Origin of the sequence: Vibrio crassostreae (genome assembly GCF_041439375.1) — a bacterium.
Taxonomy (GTDB): domain Bacteria; phylum Pseudomonadota; class Gammaproteobacteria; order Enterobacterales; family Vibrionaceae; genus Vibrio; species Vibrio crassostreae_D.
In genome coordinates, this window is the sequence record NZ_JBGONY010000065.1 from 1 (window position 1) to 26,307 (window position 26,307).

The 26,307-nt window shown below is 45.2% G+C and carries 24 protein-coding genes and 1 pseudogene; 16 read left to right on the plus strand and 9 right to left on the minus strand.

Annotated features, from left to right (window positions below; genetic code table 11):
• Window positions 1-58: 58 nt before the first annotated feature.
• A complete protein-coding gene (locus ACED45_RS20195; protein ID WP_371714867.1) occupies window positions 59-283 on the plus strand; it encodes a hypothetical protein in 225 nt (74 codons plus the stop codon).
• Between the two features lie 67 nt (window positions 284-350).
• On the opposite strand, the gene ACED45_RS20200 is transcribed toward ACED45_RS20195, so the two are convergent.
• Both ACED45_RS20200 and ACED45_RS20205 read right to left on the minus strand, forming a co-directional pair.
• Window positions 351-875, minus strand: a complete 525-nt coding sequence (locus ACED45_RS20200; protein WP_371714868.1) for a hypothetical protein — start codon at window positions 873-875, stop codon at window positions 351-353.
• Window positions 876-926: 51 nt separating this feature from the next.
• Entirely contained in the window at window positions 927-1,316 is a 390-nt protein-coding gene (locus ACED45_RS20205; protein WP_285953903.1) for a VOC family protein, read from the minus strand.
• Window positions 1,317-1,513: 197 nt separating this feature from the next.
• On the opposite strand from ACED45_RS20205, the gene ACED45_RS20210 reads away from it, so the two are divergent.
• Window positions 1,514-2,410, plus strand: coding sequence for a DMT family transporter (locus tag ACED45_RS20210; RefSeq protein ID WP_371714869.1), 897 nt, complete (start codon window positions 1,514-1,516; stop codon window positions 2,408-2,410).
• Between the two features lie 56 nt (window positions 2,411-2,466).
• Here the strand turns inward: ACED45_RS20210 and ACED45_RS20215 are convergent, their stop codons facing one another.
• Window positions 2,467-3,381 carry a LysR family transcriptional regulator gene (locus ACED45_RS20215; RefSeq protein WP_371714870.1) on the minus strand — a complete coding sequence of 305 codons (915 nt, stop codon included), beginning with the start codon at window positions 3,379-3,381 and terminating at the stop codon, window positions 2,467-2,469.
• Between the two features lie 188 nt (window positions 3,382-3,569).
• On the opposite strand from ACED45_RS20215, the gene ACED45_RS20220 reads away from it, so the two are divergent.
• Both ACED45_RS20220 and ACED45_RS20225 read left to right on the plus strand, forming a co-directional pair.
• A complete protein-coding gene (locus ACED45_RS20220; RefSeq protein ID WP_371714871.1) occupies window positions 3,570-5,642 on the plus strand; it encodes an alkyl/aryl-sulfatase in 2,073 nt (690 codons plus the stop codon).
• Window positions 5,643-5,985: 343 nt separating this feature from the next.
• Window positions 5,986-6,810, plus strand: a pseudogene (locus tag ACED45_RS20225) (SDR family NAD(P)-dependent oxidoreductase).
• A gap of 19 nt (window positions 6,811-6,829) precedes the next feature.
• Here ACED45_RS20225 and ACED45_RS20230 read toward each other — a convergent pair.
• On the minus strand, window positions 6,830-7,531 hold the full coding sequence (locus ACED45_RS20230; RefSeq protein WP_371714872.1) for a lipoate--protein ligase family protein: 702 nt from the start codon (window positions 7,529-7,531) through the stop codon (window positions 6,830-6,832).
• Window positions 7,532-7,772: 241 nt separating this feature from the next.
• On the opposite strand from ACED45_RS20230, the gene ACED45_RS20235 reads away from it, so the two are divergent.
• The 3 genes from ACED45_RS20235 to ACED45_RS20245 all read left to right on the plus strand — a co-directional run bounded on the left by ACED45_RS20235 (window position 7,773) and on the right by ACED45_RS20245 (window position 11,312).
• Window positions 7,773-8,672, plus strand: coding sequence for a homocysteine S-methyltransferase family protein (locus ACED45_RS20235; RefSeq protein ID WP_048662494.1), 900 nt, complete (start codon window positions 7,773-7,775; stop codon window positions 8,670-8,672).
• A 114-nt stretch (window positions 8,673-8,786) separates the two neighbouring features.
• Window positions 8,787-9,797: a Gfo/Idh/MocA family protein gene (locus ACED45_RS20240; protein ID WP_371714873.1), complete on the plus strand. Its 1,011-nt coding sequence runs from the start codon at window positions 8,787-8,789 to the stop codon at window positions 9,795-9,797.
• A gap of 9 nt (window positions 9,798-9,806) precedes the next feature.
• On the plus strand, window positions 9,807-11,312 hold the full coding sequence (locus tag ACED45_RS20245) for an SgrR family transcriptional regulator (protein ID WP_371714874.1): 1,506 nt from the start codon (window positions 9,807-9,809) through the stop codon (window positions 11,310-11,312).
• Window positions 11,313-11,409: 97 nt separating this feature from the next.
• On the opposite strand, the gene ACED45_RS20250 is transcribed toward ACED45_RS20245, so the two are convergent.
• Both ACED45_RS20250 and ACED45_RS20255 read right to left on the minus strand, forming a co-directional pair.
• On the minus strand, window positions 11,410-12,504 hold the full coding sequence (locus tag ACED45_RS20250; RefSeq protein ID WP_371714875.1) for an HDOD domain-containing protein: 1,095 nt from the start codon (window positions 12,502-12,504) through the stop codon (window positions 11,410-11,412).
• Between the two features lie 422 nt (window positions 12,505-12,926).
• Window positions 12,927-14,048 carry a multidrug effflux MFS transporter gene (locus ACED45_RS20255; RefSeq protein WP_371714883.1) on the minus strand — a complete coding sequence of 374 codons (1,122 nt, stop codon included), beginning with the start codon at window positions 14,046-14,048 and terminating at the stop codon, window positions 12,927-12,929.
• Window positions 14,049-14,145: 97 nt separating this feature from the next.
• Here ACED45_RS20255 and ACED45_RS20260 point away from each other — a divergent pair, with 97 nt between their 5' ends.
• Window positions 14,146-14,919 (plus strand): AraC family transcriptional regulator, encoded by a 774-nt coding sequence (locus tag ACED45_RS20260; RefSeq protein WP_371714876.1) that lies wholly within the window; start codon window positions 14,146-14,148, stop codon window positions 14,917-14,919.
• Window positions 14,920-15,018: 99 nt separating this feature from the next.
• Here ACED45_RS20260 and uxuA read toward each other — a convergent pair whose 3' ends face one another.
• From uxuA to ACED45_RS20275, 3 genes are all read right to left on the minus strand, one after another.
• Complete coding sequence (gene uxuA, locus ACED45_RS20265) at window positions 15,019-16,206, minus strand: mannonate dehydratase (RefSeq protein ID WP_371714877.1); 1,188 nt, start codon at window positions 16,204-16,206, stop codon at window positions 15,019-15,021.
• 208 nt (window positions 16,207-16,414) lie between these two features.
• Complete coding sequence (locus ACED45_RS20270; RefSeq protein ID WP_048660902.1) at window positions 16,415-17,197, minus strand: FCD domain-containing protein; 783 nt, start codon at window positions 17,195-17,197, stop codon at window positions 16,415-16,417.
• Between the two features lie 107 nt (window positions 17,198-17,304).
• Window positions 17,305-18,288, minus strand: a complete 984-nt coding sequence (locus tag ACED45_RS20275) for a TRAP transporter substrate-binding protein (protein WP_048610341.1) — start codon at window positions 18,286-18,288, stop codon at window positions 17,305-17,307.
• A 299-nt stretch (window positions 18,289-18,587) separates the two neighbouring features.
• Between ACED45_RS20275 and ACED45_RS20280 the strand changes: the two genes are divergently transcribed.
• The 8 genes from ACED45_RS20280 to ACED45_RS20315 all read left to right on the plus strand — a co-directional run bounded on the left by ACED45_RS20280 (window position 18,588) and on the right by ACED45_RS20315 (window position 26,282).
• Window positions 18,588-19,100 (plus strand): TRAP transporter small permease, encoded by a 513-nt coding sequence (locus tag ACED45_RS20280; protein ID WP_048609952.1) that lies wholly within the window; start codon window positions 18,588-18,590, stop codon window positions 19,098-19,100.
• Between the two features lie 15 nt (window positions 19,101-19,115).
• Window positions 19,116-20,423 carry a TRAP transporter large permease gene (locus tag ACED45_RS20285; RefSeq protein ID WP_050651086.1) on the plus strand — a complete coding sequence of 436 codons (1,308 nt, stop codon included), beginning with the start codon at window positions 19,116-19,118 and terminating at the stop codon, window positions 20,421-20,423.
• Window positions 20,424-20,519: 96 nt separating this feature from the next.
• On the plus strand, window positions 20,520-21,983 hold the full coding sequence (locus tag ACED45_RS20290; RefSeq protein WP_371714878.1) for a fructuronate reductase: 1,464 nt from the start codon (window positions 20,520-20,522) through the stop codon (window positions 21,981-21,983).
• Window positions 21,984-21,995: 12 nt separating this feature from the next.
• Window positions 21,996-23,408 (plus strand): glucuronate isomerase, encoded by a 1,413-nt coding sequence (gene uxaC / locus ACED45_RS20295; RefSeq protein ID WP_371714879.1) that lies wholly within the window; start codon window positions 21,996-21,998, stop codon window positions 23,406-23,408.
• A 3-nt stretch (window positions 23,409-23,411) separates the two neighbouring features.
• Window positions 23,412-24,404 carry a sugar kinase gene (locus ACED45_RS20300; protein WP_371714880.1) on the plus strand — a complete coding sequence of 331 codons (993 nt, stop codon included), beginning with the start codon at window positions 23,412-23,414 and terminating at the stop codon, window positions 24,402-24,404.
• A 9-nt stretch (window positions 24,405-24,413) separates the two neighbouring features.
• Window positions 24,414-25,040, plus strand: coding sequence for a bifunctional 4-hydroxy-2-oxoglutarate aldolase/2-dehydro-3-deoxy-phosphogluconate aldolase (locus ACED45_RS20305; protein WP_371714881.1), 627 nt, complete (start codon window positions 24,414-24,416; stop codon window positions 25,038-25,040).
• A 130-nt stretch (window positions 25,041-25,170) separates the two neighbouring features.
• Window positions 25,171-25,674, plus strand: a complete 504-nt coding sequence (locus ACED45_RS20310; protein ID WP_146491109.1) for a YgjV family protein — start codon at window positions 25,171-25,173, stop codon at window positions 25,672-25,674.
• A 272-nt stretch (window positions 25,675-25,946) separates the two neighbouring features.
• The gene (locus ACED45_RS20315) at window positions 25,947-26,282 is read left to right on the plus strand and encodes a hypothetical protein (protein ID WP_371714882.1); all 336 of its coding nucleotides are present in this window, start codon (window positions 25,947-25,949) and stop codon (window positions 26,280-26,282) included.
• Window positions 26,283-26,307 lie beyond the last annotated feature (25 nt).

The window sequence follows — 26,307 nt, forward strand, 5'->3', positions numbered from 1 at the left end:
ATAATCACCCATACTGGCCGTTTCTATCTGAGATCCAATTAGGAAACAAAGCCTATTGGTGGGTGTGATCTCGTCCATCGGCCAATGGTTTGGCGTGACAGCCTACAAATGGGGAGAAGCTAACGTGGTATCTAATGTTGAATATTCGCAGATGATCTACTCAATGATTCTTGGTTACTTGTTATTCGCTGAATTACCAAACACCTTAGCGTTGATTGGCGCAGCGGTGATCGTTTTCAGTGCTGTTATGCCTTTTGTAATCAAGCTTAAGAAAGGCCTGTAATTCACGATTCAATTCGGCCCTACACATTTGATAGGGGCATTTGTTATCTCTAAATTAAAGCTTGTTCTCAATGCTGTTCAAAATACTGATCATGTTGTGATTTGCCAGAATGGTCTTGGCTTCCAGGATAGAACTGTACGAGCGTCTGATCGGCGAGTGTAAGGTGAATCCAGCCTTCTTTGACTCTCAGCCAATTAGTGCCGTTTGTTTCATAGACGCTAGGAAATTTACCCCAGCCAGACTCAGTAACCTGTAGCTCTTGGAAGCGGTCAATCGGTGTAAGTTGATTACTTTCGAAGTTAGCTTCGCTATAAACAAACAAAGATTCAATGGCATCGCTTGGCTTAAACGTATAACAGCTCACGAAAGCGGATGTGCGATCAAACCATTGGTAGGGCTGTGCTCCTGTGAGATCATAAACCGTGCAGTCGTTAAATTTAAGAGCCCACTCTTGATGAGCTTTAAAGCCGAGATACCCTATTGGGTTCAATGATTCAGACTTAGCATCAGTCTCTTTCTTATGTACCAGATCTGAGGTAGCACATCCCATAAGCCCAAGACCAAAAAGGAAAGTCACTGCACACTTCATCATTGTCATACCTCAGTCCCGTTCGTAGATGAGTAACTCAATTAAGTCTCTACATTAAACGGTAAGTTCCAATCGATTACCATCAGGATCGAGTACACAGCTCTCATAATAGCCATCTCCAGTTCTTCTTGGGCCATCTAAGCGTTCATAACCATCTTCAATCAAACGTTTAGTGAGTTCATCCACCGCTTGCTCTGATCCTAGAGAAATTGCCATATGGATGAAGCCGGTAAACTGATCATAGAGGTCATCTTTCGATTCAGGAACCGAGTCCATTTCCATGATCTCTAGACGACTTCCTGTGTCGAAAGAGAGGAAGTATGAAGAGAAACCTTTAGTTGGGTTATGGTATTTTGAGTTCGATGTCGCGCCGAAATAGTCTTCATAAAATCGTTTCAACACTTCGAGTTGTTTGGTCCAAATTGCGATGTGTTCAATCTTCATTTTGTTCCCCTAAGTTTGATGTCTAACGCTAGATTACTCACCAAATAGGGAAGGATAAACAGAACAAAAATCATCAAATATGTTCCTGTTTAAGAGCTAGATATTATATCCACAGTTGCACACTGTTAAGATCTAAGTTTGTGTAATACTTAGCTTTGATTCATAGTCGGTGTTTTACATATTCAGAGGTTCATGCTGTGAGCTTTATAAAACTAATTATCCTCGCTGCGATATGGGGTGGTTCATTTCTTTTCATGAGAATCGCAGCTAGCCCTTTGGGCCCAGCAGTCCTAATTGAAGCGCGAGTTCTGTGCGCGGCAGTCACCCTACTCTTGGTTTCTTTTTATCTGAAAAGGAAGCTCTCTTTTAATACTCATTCGAAACACTTTTTCATTCTTGGCTTGTTTAACACCGCGCTTCCTTTTTTGTGTTTCGCTTATGCAGCTCAAACTTTGAATGCTTCAACCCTTGCGATTTTAAACTCCACCGCACCGATATGGGCGGCAATCATTGGTGCGATATGGACAAAAACGGCGCTTGAAAAGAAGGTGCTGCTCGGATTAGGTATTGGTGTCACTGGCGTCGGTGTGTTGGTCGGTTGGGATGCCATGAACATCGGCCAAGAAGCGGTTGTTCCTATTTTTGCTGCGGTTTTGGCTGCATTTAGCTACGGTATCGCCTCTAACTACACCAAGACAGCACCAAAGGTTGAAGCGTTCAATAATGCCCACGGCAGCATGTGGGCAGCGGTGTTAATCGTATTGCCATTTGTGTTTTTCATGCCAATGCGAGAAGCCCCCGATCTCACGATCACCACATCGGTCATCTTGCTCGGCGCGGTTTGTACTGGTTTAGCCTACCTGCTTTATTTCAACCTCATTAATGAACTTGGTGCGCCTTCAGCACTATCGGTGACCTTCTTGATTCCAGTGTTTGGTATTCTTTGGGGGAACTTATTCTTAGATGAAGCGATTGGCATTAATACCATTGTCGGATCTATTCTAGTTATCACTGGCACCATGTTAGTCACTGGCTTATCCCCTGTTCAAATGATTAAGAATGCGCGCCAAAAGCGAAAACGAAAAGCGGAATAAGCAGATACAAAAACGGCCTCATTTAGAGGCCGTTTTTACAAGCGTATCTTTTGAATTTAGCTGATTTCAGACTTCTTCATGTATTGTTGGATCTTATCTCTTAACCACTGGTGAGCCGCATTCAAATCGGTTCTTTTATGCCAGATCATGTATTGCTGCATAGGCAAAACCTCGAATGGCTGATCTAACACCTGAAGCTGAAAGGGTTTTGCAAACTGATTGGCAAAATCACGCGACGTACTGCCGACACAGTCCGAGCCCGATACCAACACACACATCGTCATTAGCGAATCACATTCCGCGCTGACCTTACGCTGCTTGAGTGGCGACTTAGTGAAGTAATCCGCGGTATACAAGCGAGTACGACGCATCCTAAAAGTAATGTGCTTTTCGTTGTAATACTGCTCTTCTGTCACCGAACCATTGATTCTGGGATGTCCTTTTCTTGCTATCAGAACCAGTTCATCTTCAATCACAGGTTGTTTCATATATCCATTGACTTGCGGATAATGGATATCGATCGCTAAGTCCGCTTGCTGCATGCTCAAACTTTGCAGTAAGTCTTCTTCATTATTCGGCACCATATTGAACTCGATTGAGATGTTTCCCAAGCTCTCATCTTGCTCAACAAGGGGTTGAAGTTTGGTTAGGCCGATCTCGTTAACCAGAACTCGAAACACGTGATGCTGCTGATTATCAAACTGCTTTAAGGTGCTGACCGCGCTCGTAATTCCCTCTAACGCGGGCTCTACTCGGCTTGCCAGTTGCACGGCAGCATTGGTTGGAGTGATCCCTCGCCCTTCGCGAATAAAGAGGTCAGTATCAAGTTGAGATTGCAATCGCTTCAATGCTCCACTGACCCCTGGTTGAGTCATACCAAGAGATTCTGATGCTAAGGTGATCGACTTTAATCGATACACTTCCAAAAACACGCTCAGTAAATTTAGATCTAACTTTTCAACATCACTCACGGTCACTCTCCATGTTTAGGGCACTCGCATTGGGTATGCGACAAGCTTTGCGCTTCAATCTGCTACTTTTAAGCATACAACACATAACAGTTCGTGATGTGTTAAATAAAGCTTACTTTATTTTTTGCTATATGTCTTATTCCTATAATCGCCTCAACGAAACAAAATTCTGAAATGAAGAGGCTATTATGAAAACTTCTCGCACATTCAAAAATGCATCACTGTTCCTAGCTATTTCTCTCGCATTCCCTGCGGTTGCAGCCAATCATGACCACGCACACTTCAGCGAAATTGGCGACCAAGGTGGCAAAAATGCAACCGAAATGACCACTAAAGCAAACAACGAGTTCGCAAAAACTCTTAACTTTGCTGATATTCGCGCTTTTGAGAATAACAACAAAGGCTTGATTGCTAGCTTTGACCAAGAGACTGGCGACATCATTCGCAATAGCTTTAACTTCATCGATCCAAGTGTTAATAACGCAGACCAAGCACCTGATTCGGTAAACCCTTCACTTTGGCGCCAAGCGGTATTAAACCAAGCGGCTGAAGGTTTATATGAAGTTGTTCCGGGTAAAGTATACCAAGTTCGTGGTGCGGATTTAGCGTCTATCTCTTTCATTCGTAGTGACAGTGGTTGGATTGCTTACGACGTTCTTCTTACCAAAGAAGCAGCAGCTAAAGCTCTTAAATTTTTCCAGAAAAACGTACCTGATGGCGGTGAACTGCCAGTCGTTGCAATGGTTTACTCTCACTCTCACGCTGACCACTTTGGTGGCGAGAGAGCAATCAAAGATGCATACCCAGATGTAAAAGTGTACGGTTCGAAAAACATCACTAAAGAAATCGTAGATGAGAACGTATTGGCGGGTAATGCAATGTCTCGTCGTACCGCTTATCAGTACGGTGCAACGTTGAACCGACACAAGCACGGTATTGTAGATGCGGCGCTGTCTAAAGGCCTATCAACAGGTAGCATTACTTACGTACTGCCAGACTACGAACTAAACCATAACGAAGAGATTGAAACTCTGGTTATTGATGGCCTAGAAATGCAATTCATGGATGCATCAGGCACCGAAGCGGCATCAGAAATGGTCACCTACATTCCTAGTATGAAAGCACTTTGGACTGGTGAGCTGACTTACCAAGGCATGCACAACCTGTACACACTGCGTGGTGCAAAAGTACGTGATGGCTTGAAGTGGTCGAAGAAGATCAACGAAATGTTGGTGACATGGGGCGAAGAAACTGAGGTGTTATTCGCCTCCCACTCAGCTCCAGTTTGGGGTGAAGAAGAGATTTCTGACTACTTAAAAATGCAACGTGATGCTTACGGTTTTACTCATAACCAAACGCTTCGCTTAGCGAATAACGGTGTGGTTCTGCAAGACATCGGTGATGCGATTTACGAAGTAATGCCAGACAGCATTCAGCAGACTTGGCACACAAACGGTTACCACGGTACTTACTCTCACAACGCTCGCGCTGTGTACAACATGTATCTTGGTTACTTCGATATGAACCCGGCGAACCTAAACCCATTACCAATCGAGCCAGAATCGGTGAAGTTTGTTGAGTACATGGGCGGCAGCGATGCTGTGATTGAAAAAGCGCAGCAAGATTTCCAAGAAGGTGAATACCGCTTCGTTGCAACCGCATTGAATAAGGTGATTCAAGCAGAACCAGATAACAAAGTTGCACGTGGCCTATTGGCAGATACTTACGAGCAATTGGGTTATCAATCAGAAGGCGCAGGTTGGAGAAACATCTACCTAACGGGCGCTCAAGAACTTCGCATTGGCACTCAGCCGGGCGCACCAAAAACGGCATCTCCGGACGTGTTAGCGAACATGACGATTGAAAACCTACTCGATTACTTAGCAGTAAAAGTGGATTCTCTAAAAGCGCAAGAAACACCATTTACATTGAATATTCAGCTACCAGATGTGCAAGAGTTCTACTACGTTGAGATGTCTAACGGTAACCTGAATAACATTCAAGTAAGCGAGCTACAAGACGCTGAAACGACACTGATCATCAATAAGTCTGACGTGTCTGATATCGTGCTTAAGAAAACAAGCCTTGGAAAACTGTTAGAAGACGGACAAGCAGGCGTGAAAGGTGACAAATCATCTCTGAACAAACTGTTGTCTTCCCTGACTGAAGCTGACACCTCATTTGAGATTGTGCCGCGTCCAAACAAAGGTGAAGAAGTTGATGCAGAGCTATACCAAGATTCAGCGGTACACGCGCATTAAGCTCCAAAAAAATATCTATAAAATAACAACGTCAAACAAAGCCAATATAGGCTGAAAAAGGCTAATAACGACCAAGCCTCAACTAAAAAATTTAGTTGAGGCTTTTTCTTGCAAGAGTATTTCCTCCAGCAGGCTTAAATCTTGCCATTACAAACCACTCACAAAAGCTTTAGAGAAATCGCAGTATAATATCCAGCAATCCTGCCCGACTCAGTATTGTCATAATTCTCATTTACAGCACATTACCTAACCGTTGTTCCTCCCATCATGTGAACTAGTATGAATTTTGCGCACCGAATCTTTGTTATAAAAGTTACACGGGAAATGTTTCAAAGGAAGAAAAATGCAAAAAACAATTCTGATCACAGGGGCCACGGATGGCATTGGTTTAGAGACCGCAAAAGCGCTGACTCAGCAAGGACACCACGTTCTCATTCATGGCCGCAACCCAGCCAAAGTCCACAAGGTTGTGACAGCTTTATCTCGCCTGTCTAAGAACGCCATCATCGAAAGCTACATCGCCGACCTATCGACACTCTCTGAAGTTGAGGCGCTCGTAACCCAAATCAAAAGTAATCACAAGCGACTCGATATACTGATCAACAATGCTGGCGTATACAAGGTTTCGGAAGTCACCACCTCAGACAACCTTGATGTACGTTTTGTTGTAAATACCATTGCGCCTTATCTACTGACACAGGAGCTGCTCCCTCTTTTTGATGCGACAGGTCGTATCGTCAACCTATCTTCAGCAGCCCAATCAACCGTAGATTTAGAAGCGCTTACCAGTCCGAACGCAGGCAAATTAGATGGCCCAGTTTACGCGTAAAGTAAGCTCGCGCTGACAATGTGGCCTATCGAATTGGCCAACACTCTATTAGATAATGGACCTGCGGTGATCCCGGTGAACCCTGCTTCTTTCCTTGGCAGCAAATTGGTCAAAGAGGCTTATGGCGTGGACGGGAATGATCTGGCGATTGGAGCCGATATCCTTCGTCGCGCGGCACTCAGTGACGAGTTTGCCAGCGCTTCCGGTCAATATTTTGATAATGATTCTGGGTTATTCAAAGATCCCCATGCCGATGCATTGAATCCCGCTAAAAACCGTAAATTAGTGGAAACGCTTGACCGGTTGCTAAAAGAGAAATTGTGCATGGCACCCAGTTGATTCTGGTAGACACATAGCATCACGCATGCTTGATAAAGGCTTGGCTTAACTGCTGAAAGAGTGAGTCTACGTTGGGCAGGGGCGTCACATGCTCAGACAACGGAGTATGAACGTGCGGATCTACAACGGTCAGATTGTCGCAAATTTGATTATAAAAATTTACGGGTGCAACGATGTTCTCTAAGTCGACATCTAACAAGATACAGGCTTGTGAAAGTACTATTTGACCGCCCCCTCGTTTAAGTAAAACGCGCTGAGCAGTGCCCACTATTTTCTGTTTGTTGATATTGAGGTTGTAGTCGCCATCACAGTAAGAACCGGGAGTTGCATGCACATCCACATCGACACCTAGTTCTTTAAAAAACAGGGTTAAGACATTGCACAGATGTAGATACGCTTTTTGAATATTGTACGCTTCGTCACGAGGCCAATGATAAATGTGCGATAGGTTAATGATCCCCGGCAGTTGAGGAACGGGAGCACCACCTGTTTTACGCGAGGTGAGTTGCCAGCCTTGTGTCTCGAGTTGCTTTCTAGACTCTACGGTCACTGGCCACTTTTTACCTGCGGGCAAAACGAGTGTTGGCGTTTTTGCTTGCCATAGCATTAAGGCTTGTCCAATCTCTCCAGCCTGTATTTGCTGCAATAACTCAGCTTCTTTTTCAAACACACGATCAACATCAATGTGCGGGTAACGTACGAGTTTATTCGTTAACTTCAATGCACTTTTCCTCAACAGATTGTGGTGACTTAGTATTTAACGTTCTGGGATGGTTGATGAGATAAACATATATCTTAAACCCAATGCAGCATAGCACCGATTACCTCTCCATCCTTTTTTCCTTTCGCTATTGAGATGTATTGATTTAGCTAAACCACTTCCACTTTGATGGCTTCAGTCTTACAAGGTTGTCTGATATGGTGGCGGCAGAACTTCAGCAATTGTTTAGATAGTATTGAATATGAAAACACTAACCATACTTGATGGCGGCATGGGCCGAGAACTCAAAGAAATTGGCGCGCCATTTTCTCAACCACTTTGGAGTGCTCAAGCGCTGATTGAAGCACCCGATTTTGTTAGCCAAGCGCATCAAAACTTTGTCGATGCAGGTGCTGAAATCCTGATCACTAATAGTTACGCCTGTGTGCCTTTTCATTTGGGTCAAGAGCTCTTTGAACAACGAGGCTTTGAACTAGCCGCACTTTCTGGCGAACTGGCTAAAGCAGTTGCTGACAATACTTCTCACACCGTGAAAGTTGCTGGTGCGATTCCGCCACCGTTTGGCAGCTACCGACCGGACTTGTTCAAAGTCGAAGAAGCGGCGCCAATCATTCAAACCCTTTACGATGCACAAGATCCCAACATCGACCTTTGGATCGCGGAAACTATCTGCAGCCTGCAAGAGTTCACCTCCATTCATGCGGTACTTAAGCAATCAGATAAGCCGTGCTACTACGCTTTTAGCTTGGAAGACACCAAGGGCGACTCTGCCAACATTCGTTCTGGTGAGAGCGTAACAGATGCCATCAAACTGGCCTGCCAATCTAACGCGACAGGCATTATGTTTAACTGCTCAGTGCCTGAAGTGATGGATCAAGCCATTATCGATGCTAAGAAAGTGATCGACGAGTTAGGCAGTGATTTGGAAATTGGTGTCTACGCCAATAACTTTGCACCTATCAGCAGTGAACATGAAGCCAATGACATGTTTCAGGAGATGCGAGAGCTGGATGGCCAAGGTTACTTAGCTTACGCAAAACGTTGGCACGCATTGGGTGCCAATATTGTCGGTGGTTGCTGTGGTATTGGGCCAAAACACATTCAAGCCTTAGCCGAGTGGAAACGCTCCATACAGAGCTGATACGGAGCTTCAACTAGAATAGAATTAAATAGAGAACAGGTTGAGAAATCTGTTCTCTATTTGTATGTGCCGTCTCTGAGTACACTGATACAAAACAACGATTTGGAGCAACTGATGAGCGACACGCAACGCAAGATTAAATGGGGTATCGCAGGGCTAGGCAATATCGCCAATCGATTCGCAACCGCAGTCACAGAGCACTGTCTGCATGGTGAACTTTATGCCGTTGCCGCAAGAGATCACTCCCGCGCAGCCACGTTCGCCAATAAGTTTGGTTACGACAAGGCTTATGGATCTTATGAAGCCATGGCGCAAGATCCAGATGTTGAAGCGGTATACATCGCCACGGTTCATCCTTATCACCAGCCACTCGCCGAACTGTTTCTAAGTCATAAAAAACACGTACTGGTAGAAAAGCCCGCTTTCACCAACCTCAGTGATTGGCTAGAGATGAAAACTCTTGCCGAACAAAACGGTGTGATGCTGCTAGAAGCGATGAAGACCGTGGTGTTCCCTGCTTATCGTGAGCTCACGTCATTCTTAGCCAACAACAAGATTAAGATTGATTCGATAGAAGCCAGCTTTGGTAACCATCACGATTATGATCCTGATTTGTTTATCTTCAACCCGGACTTAGCAGGCGGGGCAACGCTCGATGTTGGGGTCTATGGGCTTTGGTTCTTCTACGATCTGTGTCGAACGTTGGGGGTTAGTCCTTCAAAACCTCAGGTAGAGATGTCATGTCTGTATGAGGGGGCGAATGTTGATACCGATTCCTGCTTTCAGTTTTCTGGCGAGATCAACGCGACCATATCAGCTTCGACAGTGCACAACCTGCCACGCGCTGCGCGATTAACTGGCCCAGACATCACTATCACAATTCAAGAGAAGTGGTGGAACCCTACTCACATCGAGATCGAATACCGAAATGAAACCTTCACTATTCAACACCCGATTCAGGGTAATGGGTTCGAATATCAAATCGAGCACTTCTCGCAACTTGTATTAGAGGGCAAACTTGAGTCTGATATCCTAAGCTCAAAGATAAGTGCACAGGTTCTTGCAACCATGGAAAAAGCACTCGATGATGCAGGCTACCAACACTTAACTCAACCTAACATTTAGGAATGCGAATTGGGCAACCTTAAGCGCAAGCTTGAACTGTATGAAAAGATATTTCAGGCTTTTGGGCCTGGAGTATCGCATTGTCAGGTCAATCAACTGGCCACACTGCTGCACGTGAGTGAACGTCACGTTCAGACCTTACTCAAAGCGATGACAGCGCAAGGTTGGATTGAGTGGCAAGCTAGTTCAGGCCGCAGCAAGAAGGCACAACTCACGTGTCTGGTTGAACCCATTGAGGCGTGTTACCAATACGCACAAAGCCAAGCAGATTCAGGCAATATTGAGCAGGTGTTTAACACCTTAAGCTTCAATGGCCGAAACGCTGGCACTGAGCTGCAAGCCTTTCTGAGCAGCAACAATCATTCAACACAGAACGTAGCATTCATTCCCTTTCACCGAGAACTTGAAGCACTCCACCCTCAGCGTGTGCTAAGGCGTACTGAACGTTTCTTAGTGATGCAGATTTGCCAACGCCTCACTGCAATTCGACAAGAAAAGCTGAGCGGTGATTTAGCTTATCATTGGCAGCATAATGAAGATGCTACCGTTTGGCATTTCCAAGTTCGTAATGGCGCTCAATTCCATAACGGTCGATCGCTTGAAATCCAAGACATAGTGCGCTGTCTCTCCTCACTCTCTAGGAGCAAATTCTGGCGTCGTTGCTATCAACATATTGTTGACGTGTCGGCTGTCACTGGCGATGTGATCAAAATGACTCTGAGTGAGCCTGATTGGCATTTGCCTCGATTACTGGCTAGACCTGAGGCTTCGATATTTGAGCACACATCAGACGATAAGCTAATTGGCTCAGGCGCTTTCGCGTTGGAGATTTTCTCAAGCAAGATTCTGAGGTTAAGCCGCAATAATGCCTATTCACACAGCACACCGATTCTCAATCGAGTTGAGCTTTGGGTTTACCCTGACTGGTCGCAAACTAAGGCATGTGCGCAAAACCAAGTGTGCGTCAAAATGCCAGAGAAAACGGTCACGGTGAATGGAGCGAGCGATTCAGCTCTACAGAATTTCGGTTCAACCTTCTTCAAGGTTCAAAACCCGAAGTTGTCGAAAGCCGCTCGTGAGTTCACCGTTGAAGACACCTCAGAATGCCAAGCGCTTTTCGAGCAATTATCAATATCTGACGATCAAAAAACCAATATCGAATATGGACACTACACAGCGACCAAAGACATCGCGCTGTGCAGCATTATTGATGAAAACGATACCTTCTCCTCATGGTTAAGTTTCTTTACTCGTTTCCCTTTTGAAGACTTATCGCTAGCCGCAAAGATGCTAAATAGGATTGAGCAAGGGATAGCCTCAATTCGACGCGAGCCAAGCCTCGACCTGGCAATGAATAAGCTGTTAGAACTTAGACATTGGCTCGATGAAACTGGGATTGTGGTTGAGCTCAAGCAAGAAGCGTTCAACTTAGAGGTTTCTGAAAAGATACACGGCGCGCAAGTGAATGGCTTCGGTTGGTGTGAGCTCGACAAGCTATGGATTAGCCATTTGTAAGCGAATTTCGTAGCTGAACTGTATTTCACAACCTAGCCCAACCAAGCTGCAACCAATCATTATGTTCAGTCACAGCGTAGGTCGAATAGGCTAAGGGTTAGCTCACTAGCGATAACTCAGATTCTTTATAGATACAGTTAGCCACTTTGAATGCCGCTGGAGATAAGAGTGTCTCTTTACATCGAGTCTTAAACTGCTCTGCTTCAATCGCCTGCTCTTCCAATAAGTATTTCAGCTCACTTAGGTAGTTAGCTTCAAACACAGCTTGACCAAGTGGTGTGCATTCGTATCGGCTCGACTCTTGGTAGCCAATTGCGGTCAACACAGATTCTGGCAGCTCCCAGAACTTAGCAATGGTGTAAGTCAGGCGAATAGAGTAGCTGTTCATCAGGCGCTTCAATGCTAACGAGTTTGGCGGAACAGAGGGTTCTACATGCTTGAAGGCTTCTACCATCATTTGGAAAATAATCATCTTGCCTAAGTTGCGAATCAACCCAACAAAGTACGCCGCTGCCTGATCTTCTTGGGATGAAGAGTCTTTCATCAACTCCTTAGAAAAAGACGCGGTTTGCACACTGTGATACCAAATTTTCTCACCGAAGTGACGCCAGTAAATATTGTTCCCCGGCGTGAAGTTCTTCATGTAGCTATTCACTACTCCTTCAACAAGCCCTTGAGAACCCATATTTAAGAATGCTGTTTTTAGGTCAGTAACCTGTTTTTCACCACGCTTATAAAAAGCACTGTTAGCCAGTTTAATCACATCGGCAGCCATACTCGGCTCGCGCTCAATCACTCTTAACAATGCATCGATATCAAACTCGTCGCTCTGCAATTCAGCCATTAACGTGGTCACAGAGGCTGGCATCACTGGCAGTTCATTAAGCAAAGCTTTTGGAGAGCGAATCAAACGTTCTATCTGACAAGCGACAAAATCGCTAAATGGATCTGACTCCGTTCGAAGGCGAGACTCTCCAAACAAATAATCAAGGAATTCACCATCGTGCAGGCTAAGTGTCTTATCGACGATTAATGATGATGGCTGAGCGGACGACGGCGGAACAAAAATTGAAGACGGAACAGAATCAGTAGCAACGGTTTGTTGTTGCTCTTGTTGGACAGGCTCTGCAGAGGGTTTGTTTTTTGAATCAACAAAAGGTGAGAATAGTGCCTGCAATACCCTTTTAAACATCAATACGGCTCCTAGATGAATACAACATAGATAGGGATATATAACGGCGGTGATTATCGCACAGGCAACTCATAAACCATACAGTGATAAATGAATCATTAATTTTCCTGCTGTATAGGATATGTTACTTAGCCGTTTGCTAGGCCAAGCCTCCGCTATTCGCCAGAAACAAAAAAGCGAGCAAATAACACTTGCTCGCTCTTCCATCAATCTGAATCCTGAAGCTGACTAAATTAGCGCTCTGCTACTTCTAACACAATCTTGCCCATAAACCTCAGTCAAACAAGGCTCAATCAGAACACGTTCGCCAATACGCTCAGCCGATACTTCGTTACCAACGGTTACGAATCAATAAAATGAGAAATTCCGCACCCAATAGAATGCGGAATTTATAGATATAGATGAGAGACTTACCGTTAAATCTAGAGTCGGCTGCGTATCGTCACCAACACAGATAACGTACCACAAAGCACCAACACCACACCTAAATCTTGAATCATTCCCGCTAAAGCTAGCCCTGAACCAATCAAGGTGTAATACACCAAACCAAACAGTGCTCCTGCACTTCCTGCTTGAGATTGGTAACGCACCAACGCACGGCTCAATACATTAGGAATCGCAATGCCAAACGCCATAACCACCAACATCATCGGAAGCAAGAACCAGATCGTGTGTTGTGAAAAATACACACCCACCGCGCCTAATGTTTGAAGCCCTGCCGCTAAGCCAATCAGAGAGATAGATGACACTTGTCGCTTCAATAGCGCTTTATTAACCAAGCTTCCCAACAAGGTTCCGAACCCAAGCACGACGCCGCTATAACCAAACTGCTCGATGCTGAATCCAAGCTGTAAGAAGGTGAATGAACCCAGTTGGTAATACGAAAACAGCGCAATGTTGAACGAGGCGACAAGCAGTGCCGATACCCAAATACCACCGTCTTTGATCATGTGGATACTGAGCGATTTTAATTGTAACGGCTGCTTAGACTGCTGTGTTTCAGGCAAAGACCATAAGCTATGTGCCAGCAGCGCTAACACCATAATAAACAAAGCAATAAACACAGATTGATGCCCGCCTGCTTGGCTTAATTGACCACCAAGTAGCAACCCGATAATTGGGCTAATAGACAATCCCATGCCCATGTAACTAAATACCTTAGCTAGCTCAGTACCGCTAAAGGCATCTCGAAGCATGGTTTGAGTGACGACAGAGCCAACAGCAAGTCCGAAAGCGCCCATCGCTCTTGCTATCATCAACCACGTAAAACTGTCGGTTTGCATGGCAATAAGTGAAGAACAGGCTAATAACCCCATCCCCAATAACATGGTGGGACGACGTCCCCATTTATCCGCGAATACACCCCATACCACCACACCCACAGCAAATGCAGAGAAGTAAATCGATAGGGTTTGAGCAGCTTGTGTGTAGCTGACATCAAAGGATTTCGATATTGAATCCAGAGTCGGGCTATAGATGGTTTCTGCGATTTGAGGGAACATCAACAGCAGCACCATTTGCCATAAAGAAGGTTTTGTTTTCATCATTTTTCCAAGACCAGTGAACTTGACGCGAAGTCTAGAGGAAACTAACCTTGGCTCGTTAACAACATTAAAACCAAAAACAACAAGATTGGGACAAATGGCATTAATTAGTGAAACCATTGAGTTTGATGCAGACAGCTTACCTGCGCCCGTAATAGGGATTGCGGCAGAGCTAGGTCAGCATGATTCAGGAATACATCACCACGTAAAAGGACAGCTGCTGTATGCTCCGCAGGGTTGCATCACCTTGACCTTAGAAAACGCCATTTGTATTTTGCCGCCGACAAAAGCTGTGTGGATCCCGCCTTATACCAAGCATCGCGCGCAGATGACTAATGTAGTTGCTTATCGATCGCTCTATTTTGATAGCAGTATTTACACCTGCCCAGAAGTGATTGAAATTGTGGAAGTGAATGAGCTTTTAAAAGCTCTGATCAATAAGGTGGCTTTCTGGGATTGGGACATTGCCCGCGAGCAAACCACCAATACCGCCCGCCTATTCTGGGAAGAGTTTTACAGCGCTAACCAGCACTCGTTTATCTTGCCGCTACCAACAGATCGCCGCTTTAAAAGCTTTTGCAAACGAGTCCGAACCACCTCCTTCCTTGCCCCAGCTCTCTCGACATTAGCGAATTCGGTTGGCGCAAGTACCAAGACGATTACTCGATTATTCAAAGCCGAAACAGGCATGACTTATCAAGAGTGGCGACAGCAATGGCGTTTGTTTAAAGCAATTGAACTGCTCTCAGAAAACCGACAAGTCGGCGATGTCGCGCACCAGCTAGAGTTCTCATCCAACAGTGCATTTATTGCCTTTTTCAAACAACAAACCGGACAAACCCCGTTGGCCTTTACCAAGTTAGGGACGTGATCGTAGTCATCCAAACTCTTAGGTTGTACTTAGTTCAGATAAAAAAACCAGAACATGAGTTCTGGTTTTTATAGGGTATTTTAAAGCTAGATGCCGTCGTTATTTAGTGTAGAAAGCGCGTTTCAATGCCATCTCTAAACCACGAACTTCAGCCAAACCCTTCAATCGACCAATCGCCGAATAACCTGGGTTAGTGGTTTTCTTTAGGTCATCCAGCATTTGATGACCGTGATCTGGACGCATTGGAATTAAGCGGTGATCGCCCACTTCTGCACGACGATTTTCTTCATCCAAAATGGCCATCACAACGTTGTACATGTCCACATCACCATCTAAGTGCGCTGCTTCGTGGAATGTCATTGGGTTACTCTCTTCACGCTTAGTTGAACGCAGGTGCGTAAAGTAAATTCGGTCACCGTGCTTTTTGATCATGTTAACAAGATCATTGTCGCCACGAACACCGTATGACCCCGTACACATCGTCAAACCATTCATTTTGCTTGGTACATGCTCGGTCAACCAATCAATGTCTTCGATCGTTGAAACGATGCGAGGCAAGCCTAGAATTGGACGCGGTGGATCGTCTGGGTGAACCGCCATCTTCAAGCCATTCGCATCACAGATAGGCATCAGCTCAGCGAGGAAGTAAGACATGTGCTCACGTAGCTTGTCTTTGTCGATGCCCGCATAGCGATCTAGCTGTGCTTGAAACGCTTCTAGTGTGTAACCTTCTTCAGCGCCTGGCAGGCCAGCGATGATGTTATTAGTCAGTTGCTGAATTTGCTCTGGCGTCATGTTGTTGAAGTAATCCAACGCTTGCGCTTGCTCTGATTCTGAATAGTCCGATTCTGCACCCGGGCGCTTCAAGATATGCAGCTCAAATGCTGCAAATGCGATTTGGTCAAAACGCAGTGCGCGAGAACCATCAGGCATTTCAAATTCTAAATCGGTACGCGTCCAATCCAACACGGGCATGAAGTTATAACAAACTGTATCGATGCCACACTCAGCAAGGTTAGACAGAGTTTGCTTATAGTTATCAATCCAACGCTGGTAGTTGCCAGTTTGAGTTTTGATCTCTTCGTGCACAGGCACGCTTTCTACGACCGACCACGTTAAACCTTTCTCTTCGATAATGGCTTTGCGTTTCAAAATTTCTTCTTTTGTCCAAACTTCACCATTTGGAATATGGTGCAGTGCATTCACAATACCAGTTGCGCCCGCTTGACGAATATCGTCTAGCGAAACTTGATCATTAGGGCCATACCAACGCCACGTTTGTTCCATGAGACTTACCTTTCTTTAAGACGCACTTAGCCGGCTCGAATTAATCAAGCTAAATGCAATAACGACTTCTTAATGGCAGCAATGACAATTACTGCCCGGGATAGCACCGGTCTACGCCGGTCTAAAGACGATTACCTATCTACAACCTAGTGAATGAATCAGCTTTCAAGAGGAGCCTTGTCGCTGAATTCAACATTAGCTTTCAGGACTAACTTTCCGTGCTAAGTAGCACCACTGGGTTTGAGCTAAATAAGTAACCATCAAAGTTTGGGTCATCAATGTCTGACAGCGCTAATAAACGCTGTTTAACATTCTCAAGGTGTTGCCACATTGCATTCTTAGCAGCGACAGGGTCTTTGCGCTGTAAGGCGGCGAGGATACGAGCGTGATCATCTAACCATTCTTCACGGTAATCTTGACCACTGATGTGAGAGTGGAGTTTATTCCACATTGGACTCTTTTCGCGTCGATCCCAGGATTGTTTCAACATATCTACCAATACAGAGTTTTGAGTGGCCTCTGCAATACACATGTGAAATCTTTCATCTCCGCTGCAATCGGTAGTGCCGCTTGCAAGCTCTTCGCGCTCGAGTTCGAGTGCAGAGCGCATCTTAATAATGTCGCCCGGAGTGACCTGAGTTGCCGCAAACTCCGCGATATTACTTTCCAGTAATTGGCGGGCCTGCAGCATCTCGAATGGACCAGCGTCATCGCTGACCACATTCTCGCGAGAATGAGTTGGAATGTTCAGGACATAAACACCCGACCCTTTTTTCACCTCAACCAAGTTTTCAAGCTCCAGCATGATGATTGCTTCACGCACTACCGTGCGACTGACGTCTAAACGTTCAGCAATATCGCGTTCTGGTGGCAACCTATCTCCGACCTTATACAGACCTTCAATCAGTTCTCTTCTTAGTACTAACCCTATCTCCTGATAAGGTCTTTTCGGCTCGAAAGGCATCATGATGATATTGTCACTTCTTTCCATTGTATTTCTCTCGCCATCATAATGACCAAATATAATTGGTCAACCTCTATATCCTAAAATGCAGTAACACCTTGTTTTTGTATTACTATTTTTTCTATATTTGCTAGTTATTCAACAGCCTGAATGCGGTCAATCAATGCGCTCAATTCTGGGTCCGCTTTATCTAGCGCGTCATACATAGGTTGAACCGCTAGTGCGAACGCAGCCTTGTCTGGTTCCACAAAAGTCACGCCCATTTTCTCGGCTTTAGCACGCTCTTTTGCTTCCGATTCAGCCCACAATTTTTTCATCAATTCAGATGAATCACTTGCCGCTTTCATTAGCGCATCTTGTTGTTCTGTAGTCAGTTTATCGTATGCTTTGGTTGAGATAACCAACACATCCGGAACCATCGTGTGCTCATCTAAGCTGAAGTATTTAGACACTTCACTGTGACGGCTCAAGCTGAATGAAGGAATGTTATTTTCAGCCGCATCCACCACACCTTGCTGCAGTGCTGTGTACAACTCACCGTAAGCTAGTGGCGTTGGGTTACCGCCTAACGCTTTCACCATCGCAATTGCTGATGGGCTTGGTTGAACACGAACTTTCAAACCTTTCAGATCTTCTGGCGTGTTAATTGGCTTATTGGTATAGAAGCTACGCGCACCAGCGTCGTAGTAAGTAACACCAATAAAGCCGCTATCACGAGAAGAGTTAAGAATGTCACGGCCTACTTCACCATCAGTCACACTGTAGTAGTGTGCTTGATCGCGGAATAAGTAAGGCATGTTGAATGATGAATAAGCAGGAGAAAAAGCTTCTAGCTCAGCAGCATTACTTTTCACCATATCTAAAGCGCCGTTCTGCATCAGCTCCATAGATTCACGCTGTGTACCCAATTGAGCATCAGGGTAAATACGAATACGCACCTCACCGTCAGTCAATTCACGTACTTCTTTCGCCATAAACGTCATCGCTTCATGTACTGCATGGTCACGAGGGTGGTTATGGCTCAGTTTCAATGTTGTCGCTGCATAAGCAGAAGCTGTTGCTCCAAAAGTGAAAGCAGCACCGACAACCGCACTAATCAAAGTTTTACGCGTCATCATCATTCTTATTCTCCGTGGATTGGTTATCCAAAATGTAGGGTGTTTTTTGTTATGGGCTCATATTGGGGTTCAAAAAAGGAACCGTCAAAGCTGAAATTAAAATTGATTGACCAATATCACAATAAAAACCCATAAATTGGTCAACCAAAATCATTTGTGAAGTTGCTCACGCCAACCAAAAAATGAATAGCTTATGATTCAGCCAGATTTTTGAACATCCCATCCCTACATAGAAACAGTTTCTTACATTGGTAAACCAATTGTTATGAGATACGCAATTTTGTTGAAAGGAAATAAACATGAATAAATTGGTCAGTTACATAAATAGAGGGTTGGCCGCCTTTACAGTGTCTCTATCGTCTTTCTTAGTACTGTGTGTGATATGGCAGGTTTTATCCCGCTATGTTATTGGCAAACCAAGTACTGTTACCGACGAGCTCGCGCGTTATCTCTTTATGTGGGTAGCCTTAATTGGTGCTGCTTACACTACGGGTCTGAAACGCCACCTTGCCATCGACCTGCTTACGATGAAGCTGACTGGCAAACGCAAATTAATCAACGAAATCGTTATCCAAATAGCCATCGCCTCTTTCTCTTATATCGTTCTGGTACACGGTGGAAGCCAACTTGCAGCTAAAACACTTGCGATGGGACAACTGACTCCCGCTCTAGGTTTAGAAATGGGCTACATCTACTTCTGCTTACCGATTAGTGGCGCTTTGATGATTTTTTACTCCGTCGTATTTACCTACGAACGCGTTAAACAATTAATGTCAGGTGACGATTTGATCACCGACTCACAACTTGATTGATAGAAGGATTTCACAATGGAATGGCAAGTAATACTGACCTTATTCGGTAGTTTCGCTGTACTGCTTACAATCGGTGTACCGGTCTCTTTTGCGATTGGTTTATCGTCACTAGCAACCATTTTAATGAGCTTACCGCTTGAGCCTGCAATCGCTGTAGTTGCTCAACGTATGGCCGCTGGCCTTGATAACTTTGCACTATTGGCAATCCCGTTCTTCATTTTGGCGGGCAACATCATGAACCAAGGCGGCATCGCGCTGCGTTTGATCAACTTCGCGAAAGTGTTGGGTGGTCGTCTACCGGGTTCATTGGCACACGTAAACGTGATGGCAAACATGATGTTTGGTTCGATCTCAGGCTCAGCGGTTGCATCGGCTGCTGCAGTTGGTGGCACCATGTCTCCTCTGCAAAAGAAAGATGGCTACGACGAAAACTTCTCAGCGGCGGTAAACATCACTTCGTGTCCTACTGGTCTTTTGATTCCACCAAGTAATACCTTGATCGTTTTCTCTTTGGTTTCAGGTGGTACTTCAATTGCGGCACTGTTCTTAGCGGGCTACATCCCAGGTCTCATCATGGGACTCAGCATCATGATTGTGGCGGGTATCATTGCAAAACGTCGTGGCTACCCACTTGCAGAACGTCCTTCAATGTCTGTCGTATGGGACACCTTCTTAAAAGCGGCGCCTTCTTTAGCGCTAATCGGCATCATCATGGGTGGCATCATTGGCGGTATCTTTACTGCGACTGAAGCTTCTGCAATTGCTGTGGTATACACCTTCGTTCTAGCGGTGCTTATCTACGGTGAAGTGAAATGGCGTGAAATTCCAAAGATCATCCTTGAGTCTGCAGTAACGACATCTATCGTTCTATTACTGGTTGGCGCATCAATGGGTATGTCTTGGGCAATGGCGAACGCCGATGTGCCTTACATGATTGCTGATGCATTACTGGCGGTTTCTGATAACCCGCTAATGATTCTATTGATCATCAACATCATCCTGCTGATTGTGGGTATCTTCATGGATATGACACCAGCGGTACTGATCTTCACACCAATCTTCCTGCCAATCGCATTGGATCTAGGCATCGACCCAGTTCACTTCGGCATCATGATGACCTTCAACCTTGCTATAGGTATCTGTACGCCGCCAGTAGGTAGTGCTCTATTCATCGGTTGTTCGGTTGCCAACATTGCCATCGACAAAGTCATCAAACCTTTGCTGCCATTCTATGCTGCACTGATTGCAGCCCTAATGGCCGTTACTTTTATCCCTGAGCTGAGCTTGTTCCTACCTGAATTGGTACTGGGTTACGGTTCGTAATTTGGTCTCAGATATATTCTAGGACTGCTAAACACTCAAACGTATAATCAAATAATAAAATCCCGTTGGCTCGCTGGCGGGAAAAGGAACTGAATAATGAAGACTGTTGCTAACTCTACGCTGCCAAACACTGTATTACGACCTGACTACGACCGTTCAGCACTCCAAAGCCGTATTGTGCACCTAGGTTTTGGTGCATTTCACCGAGCTCACCAAGCGCTATTCACCAATGAAATGCTCAGCAAAACCAACACTGATTGGGGCATTTGTGAGATAAACCTATTCGGCGGCGAAGACCTAATTAAATCACTTCGCGCGCAAGACCACCTTTACACCGTAGCTGAAAAAGGCGCTGAATCCACAGACGTTAAAGTGATCGGCTCAGTGACAGAATCTCTTCACCCAAGCCTAGACGGCATCGAAACCGTATTAAAAAAAATGGCAGAGCCTCAAGTCGCTATCGTGTCTATGACCATCACAGAAAAAGGCTACTGCGCTGACCCTGCGACCGGAAAACTCGACAAAAATAACCCATTAGTCATCGCAGACCTAGCTAACCCAACTCAACCAAAATCTGCGCTTGGCTATATTGTCCAAGCCCTAAAAATTCGCCGCGAACGTGGCTTAACACCATTCACGGTGATGTCTTGCGACAACGTGCAAGAGAACGGTCATGTAGCAAAAGCAGCGATCATTGAGTTTGCTCAACTGCTTGACCCAGAATTACGTGATTGGATTGAAACCAATGTCACCTTCCCATGCACCATGGTTGACCGCATCGTACCTGCAGCAACCGAAGAGACACTAGCTGAAATTGCAGAACTGCTTGGTTGTGAAGACCCATGCGGTATCGCCTGTGAACCCTTCCGCCAATGGGTGATTGAAGATAATTTTGTTGCGGGGCGTCCAGACTGGAATGTTGCTGGTGCAGAGTTCGTAGAAGATGTAGTGCCTTACGAAGAGATGAAACTGCGCATGCTCAATGGCAGTCACTCTTTCCTTGCTTACCTTGGATACCTTGGTGGCTACGACCATATTTCCGACACCATGACAGATGCAGGCTACCGAAAAGCCGCTTTTGACATGATGATGAAATCACAAGCGCCGTCGTTAACGATGCCTGAAGGGACTGATTTAGAAGGTTACGCAAGCTTGCTGATCAACCGTTTCACTAACCCAAGCTTGAAGCATAAGACCTGGCAGATTGCGATGGATGGCAGCCAGAAGATCCCTCAACGTATGGGTGGCAGCTTACGATTCCATTTAGAGCAAGGCTCAGATTTAACATGGCTTGCAACCGCTATTGCTGGCTGGATGCGCTATGTATCTGGTGTTGATGAGCAAGGTAAGGAGATTGATGTTCGCGATCCAATGGCGGATACACTACGCCAGATCTGCGACCAGCATGGACTCAATGTATCTGTGGTTCCGGCGTTACTTGCGGTTGAAGCAATTTTCCCTGCCGAGCTAGGTCAAAACCCGCAGGTCATTGATGCAGTAAGTTCAGCGTACCAATCATTAATTGAACACGGTGCCGTTGCTACCGTGGCTGCGTTATAAGGAGAACAAACAATGAAGAGTTTCTTATGTGAAGACTTTTTACTGTCGAATGAGACAGCGCGCCGCTTGTACCACGAACACGCAAGCCACCAGCCGATTTATGACTATCACTGCCACCTAAACCCGGCAGAAGTGGCTCAAGATCGTCAGTTCGAAAACATGTCTAAGATTTGGCTTGAGGGTGACCACTACAAATGGCGTGGCATGCGTTCAGCAGGGATCGACGAACGTCTGATTACTGGAGGCGCAAGTGATTATCACAAGTTTATGGCATGGGCAAAAACCGTCCCTCAAACCTTAGGTAATCCTCTTTACCACTGGACTCACTTAGAACTTCGTCGCCCATTTGGTATTACTGGCACTCTATTGAGCCCAGAAACAGCTGACCAAATTTGGCACGAAGGCAACGAGCTATTAGCGACACCGGAATTTAGTGCTCGCGGCATCATGCAGCAAATGAATGTTGTGATGGCCGGTACGACAGACGATCCGATTGATTCTCTTGAACACCATAAAACGATCGCTCAAGACAGTTCATTTGATGTGAAAGTTCTACCAAGCTGGCGCCCAGATAAAGCGTTCAAAATTGAACTTGATGGCTTTGCTGATTACCTACAAAAATTAAGCATGGTTGCTAACGTTGAAATCACTCGCTTCCATCATCTATTGAGTGCTTTAGACAGCCGCTTAGCACATTTCAACGACCATGGTTGCCGTGCAGCAGACCATGGTATAGAAGTGGTTCGCTACGCGCCGATTCCATCAGAATCCGAGTTAGATGCTCTGTTAGCTCGACGCCTCAATGGCGAAACGCTCACCGATTTAGAATGTGCACAGTTCTCAACAGCGGTTCAAGTGTGGTTAGGCAAGCGTTACGCTGCAATGGGTTGGGTAATGCAGCTTCATATTGGTGCTCAGCGCAATAACAACACGCGTATGTTCCAACTGTTAGGCGCTGATGCAGGGTTTGACTCGATTAGCGACAAGACGTTTGCATTCGAATTGGCTAACCTATTAGACGAGATGGATCAAAGCAATGAGTTACCTCGCACCATCCTTTACTGCTTAAACCCTCGAGATAACGAGATGATGGCAACCATGATTGGTAACTTCCAAGGTGGCGGCATCGCGGGCAAAGTTCAGTTTGGTTCTGGTTGGTGGTTCAACGATCAGAAAGACGGCATGCAACGCCAAATGGAGCAACTATCTCAGCTTGGTCTGCTTAGCCAGTTTGTCGGCATGCTGACTGACTCTCGCAGCTTCTTGTCTTACACACGCCACGAATACTTCCGCAGAATTCTGTGTGACATGCTTGGTCGTTGGGCTGAAAACGGCGAGGTGCCAAACGACATGTCACTGCTTGGCCCTATGGTCGAAGACATCTGCTTTGGTAACGCAAAACGCTACTTCGAAGAGAGGGCGTAACCCATGAAACATATCGCCATCATTGGTGAGTGCATGATCGAGCTTAACGGCAAACCGTTCGGCTCAATGCATCAAACGTTTGGCGGAGACACTCTCAATGCTGCGGTTTATTTAAGCCGCGGCTGTGAAGCCAACCTCAATCAAGATGACATCAAAGTGTCCTACGTCACGGCTTTAGGCGCAGACCCGATTAGCAAGGGAATGTTAGAACGCTGGCAACAAGAAGGGGTGTCGACGGACCTAGTTCTACAAGACAACCAACGTACGCCAGGCCTATACCTAATTCAGCTTGATGACGCAGGTGAACGTACCTTTCTGTATTGGAGAAATCAGTCGGCTGCACGCTACCTACTGCAGCACCCAGATTTCAATCAGATAAAGCAGGCACTGCGCAATGTCGATATGGTCTTTCTCAGCGGTATCACATTAGCGGTTCTGCCTGAACAAGATCGTATCGAGCTATTAAACATCTTGGTTGAGTTGAAAACACAAGGTGTTGAGATCGCCTTCGATAGTAACTTCCGCCCTGCACTTTGGCCACTGGACGAAAACCAAACCGTCAAAAATAGCTACCAAGCCATGTATACATTGACGGATTTAGCCTTGGTTACATTCGATGATGAACAGTTAATTTGGGGAGATACTTCACCTGAACAAACCATTGAACGTCTAACTTCACTGGGTGTTAAGCGATGCATCGTCAAATTGGGTGCAGATGGTTGTCTCATTCAAGATACCACAATTCAAAGTGACATAAATTCAGATTCTGGTACCGCTTCGGCTCCACGGGCGGTGCCGACCCTACCTGTTGAACACGTCGTTGATACGACCTCAGCAGGAGACTCATTCAATGGCGGATTTTTATCTGCTTACCTTGCAGGCGAAGACTTAATTACGTCATGCCAGCGCGGTAACACCATGGCAGGCGTCGTTATCCAACATCATGGTGCCATTATTGCAAAAGAACTAACTCAAGCGGCCATCACAGCCATTTAAGGAATACCAATGTCTAACATCAAACAACAACTGAAAACACTGAAAGTTATCCCTGTGATCGCTATCGACAACGCTGAAGACATCATCCCTCTGGGAAAAGTGTTAGCTGAAAATGGTTTACCTGCAGCAGAAATTACTTTCCGTTCTGAAGCGGCTGTCGAAGCAATTCGTCTACTTCGTGAATCGCAACCAAACATGTTGATCGGCGCTGGCACTGTGCTCAATCGTGAGCAGGCGATCGCCGCTAAAGAAGCGGGCGCAACGTTTGTAGTCTCTCCTGGCTTTAACCCAAATACGGTAAGAGCCTGCCAAGAGATTGGTATTGATATCATTCCTGGGGTCAACAACCCGAGTACAGTAGAAGCCGCTCTAGAAATGGGCTTAACCACATTGAAGTTCTTCCCAGCTGAAGCATCAGGTGGCATCAACATGGTTAAGTCACTTCTTGCGCCTTACACGGATATTGAGATCATGCCGACAGGTGGCATTAACCCAAACAACATCAAAGACTACCTAGCGATACCTCGAGTGCTCGCATGTGGTGGTACTTGGATGGTGGATAAGAAGCTAATTGAAGAAGGTAATTGGGAACAGCTGGCTCATTTAACTCGTGAAGCCGTTAAGTTAGTCAATTAAACCTAATGCAATAGCACCTTTAGCGTTATATCTAGCCCTCCTTTCGGAGGGTTATTTTATGGTTGAGCATTATTCTCTCATAGTTAATTATTTAATCGTGCTCGATAGCATCTAAAAATAAAGGCTAAATATGGAAAACTGGATAACACAAGGAGTTGGCGGCCTGGCTTTTTGTATCGGTGTAATGGCCTTTTGGCAAAAAGATGATATGCGTTTTCGCTACCAGATGATGATCTTTTGTTTTGTTATGAGTATCCATTTCATATTAATGGGTGCCATAGTGGCTGCTATAGGCGTAATTATTAATGCTATTCGCAGTTACGTATCGATAAAAACTCAATCGCGCAAAGTGATGTGGTTCTTTATTGGCTTGATGTGGTGCATGACTTTGCCCAACATGAACCATTTCTTTGAGTTTATTACGGTTGTTGGTTCGTCCGTTGCGACATGGGCACTCTTTTCAAGACAAGGCATCGCCTTGAGATCATTAATCTTATTCAATTCCTTCTGTTGGGCTAGCCATAACATTTGGATTGGTTCAATTGGAGGCTCTTTTGTCGAAATCACCTTTATAGTCACCAACATAGTCACTATCTATCGTTTACATCAGCGCAGATTGTTAACTATAAAATAGGCAATAAATTTTTTATTCTAGATTTAAAATATGGAAGTAATACACCACTAATTAAATGGGGAATTAATTGGATATCAAAAAATCAAATCTAATTAAGTTTACGTTATTTAAGCGTCGTCAATATATTTCCAGTACTAAATTGAATTAAATCACCAATTAAATTTATATGGTGATCCAAATCTTTAGTTTGCTTTATTTTGGTTAACCAATAATCCGTTAATTATTAAAATTGGTCATGTGCTTATTATTATACTAACAATAGGATCGTGACCATGAAGCGTCTTACCCTGACACCTATAGCAATCGCGTTGCTTCTTGCAGGATGCAACTCATCTGATAGCGACAATAACCTCCAGCAACCCCAAGTTCACTCTCGTGTTCATGATGTATTGAACGTTGAGGGTTACCAATTCCGAGATTCTAACGGCAATGGAAAACTGGAACCCTTTGAAGACTGGCGATTATCTCCAGAAGAACGAGCAGCAGACTTGGTTAGCCGAATGACGCTAGATGAGAAAGCCGGCATGATGCTCATTGACACCTTAAACTCAGCCGAGGGTGGACTTGTTAGCAGTGCCGGGGCTTTGTTTCCTAAATCAGGGAACTAATGCTTAAAGCTACGATCAGATCATC

Bases quoted from the DNA above. Each gene is read 5' to 3' on its own strand.
- ACED45_RS20200 (WP_371714868.1), bottom strand. From the start codon at position 875: ATGATGAAGTGTGCAGTGACTTTCCTTTTTGGTCTTGGGCTTATGGGA.
- ACED45_RS20205 (WP_285953903.1), bottom strand. From the start codon at position 1,316: ATGAAGATTGAACACATCGCAATTTGGACCAAACAACTCGAAGTGTTG.
- ACED45_RS20220 (WP_371714871.1), top strand. From the start codon at position 3,570: ATGAAAACTTCTCGCACATTCAAAAATGCATCACTGTTCCTAGCTATT.
- ACED45_RS20235 (WP_048662494.1), top strand. From the start codon at position 7,773: ATGAAAACACTAACCATACTTGATGGCGGCATGGGCCGAGAACTCAAA.
- ACED45_RS20240 (WP_371714873.1), top strand. From the start codon at position 8,787: ATGAGCGACACGCAACGCAAGATTAAATGGGGTATCGCAGGGCTAGGC.
- ACED45_RS20250 (WP_371714875.1), bottom strand. From the start codon at position 12,504: ATGTTTAAAAGGGTATTGCAGGCACTATTCTCACCTTTTGTTGATTCA.
- ACED45_RS20255 (WP_371714883.1), bottom strand. From the start codon at position 14,048: ATGAAAACAAAACCTTCTTTATGGCAAATGGTGCTGCTGTTGATGTTC.
- ACED45_RS20260 (WP_371714876.1), top strand. From the start codon at position 14,146: ATGGCATTAATTAGTGAAACCATTGAGTTTGATGCAGACAGCTTACCT.
- uxuA (WP_371714877.1), bottom strand. From the start codon at position 16,206: ATGGAACAAACGTGGCGTTGGTATGGCCCTAATGATCAAGTTTCGCTA.
- ACED45_RS20270 (WP_048660902.1), bottom strand. From the start codon at position 17,197: ATGGAAAGAAGTGACAATATCATCATGATGCCTTTCGAGCCGAAAAGA.
- ACED45_RS20275 (WP_048610341.1), bottom strand. From the start codon at position 18,288: ATGATGACGCGTAAAACTTTGATTAGTGCGGTTGTCGGTGCTGCTTTC.
- ACED45_RS20280 (WP_048609952.1), top strand. From the start codon at position 18,588: ATGAATAAATTGGTCAGTTACATAAATAGAGGGTTGGCCGCCTTTACA.
- ACED45_RS20285 (WP_050651086.1), top strand. From the start codon at position 19,116: ATGGAATGGCAAGTAATACTGACCTTATTCGGTAGTTTCGCTGTACTG.
- ACED45_RS20290 (WP_371714878.1), top strand. From the start codon at position 20,520: ATGAAGACTGTTGCTAACTCTACGCTGCCAAACACTGTATTACGACCT.
- uxaC (WP_371714879.1), top strand. From the start codon at position 21,996: ATGAAGAGTTTCTTATGTGAAGACTTTTTACTGTCGAATGAGACAGCG.
- ACED45_RS20300 (WP_371714880.1), top strand. From the start codon at position 23,412: ATGAAACATATCGCCATCATTGGTGAGTGCATGATCGAGCTTAACGGC.
- ACED45_RS20305 (WP_371714881.1), top strand. From the start codon at position 24,414: ATGTCTAACATCAAACAACAACTGAAAACACTGAAAGTTATCCCTGTG.
- ACED45_RS20310 (WP_146491109.1), top strand. From the start codon at position 25,171: ATGGAAAACTGGATAACACAAGGAGTTGGCGGCCTGGCTTTTTGTATC.
- ACED45_RS20315 (WP_371714882.1), top strand. From the start codon at position 25,947: ATGAAGCGTCTTACCCTGACACCTATAGCAATCGCGTTGCTTCTTGCA.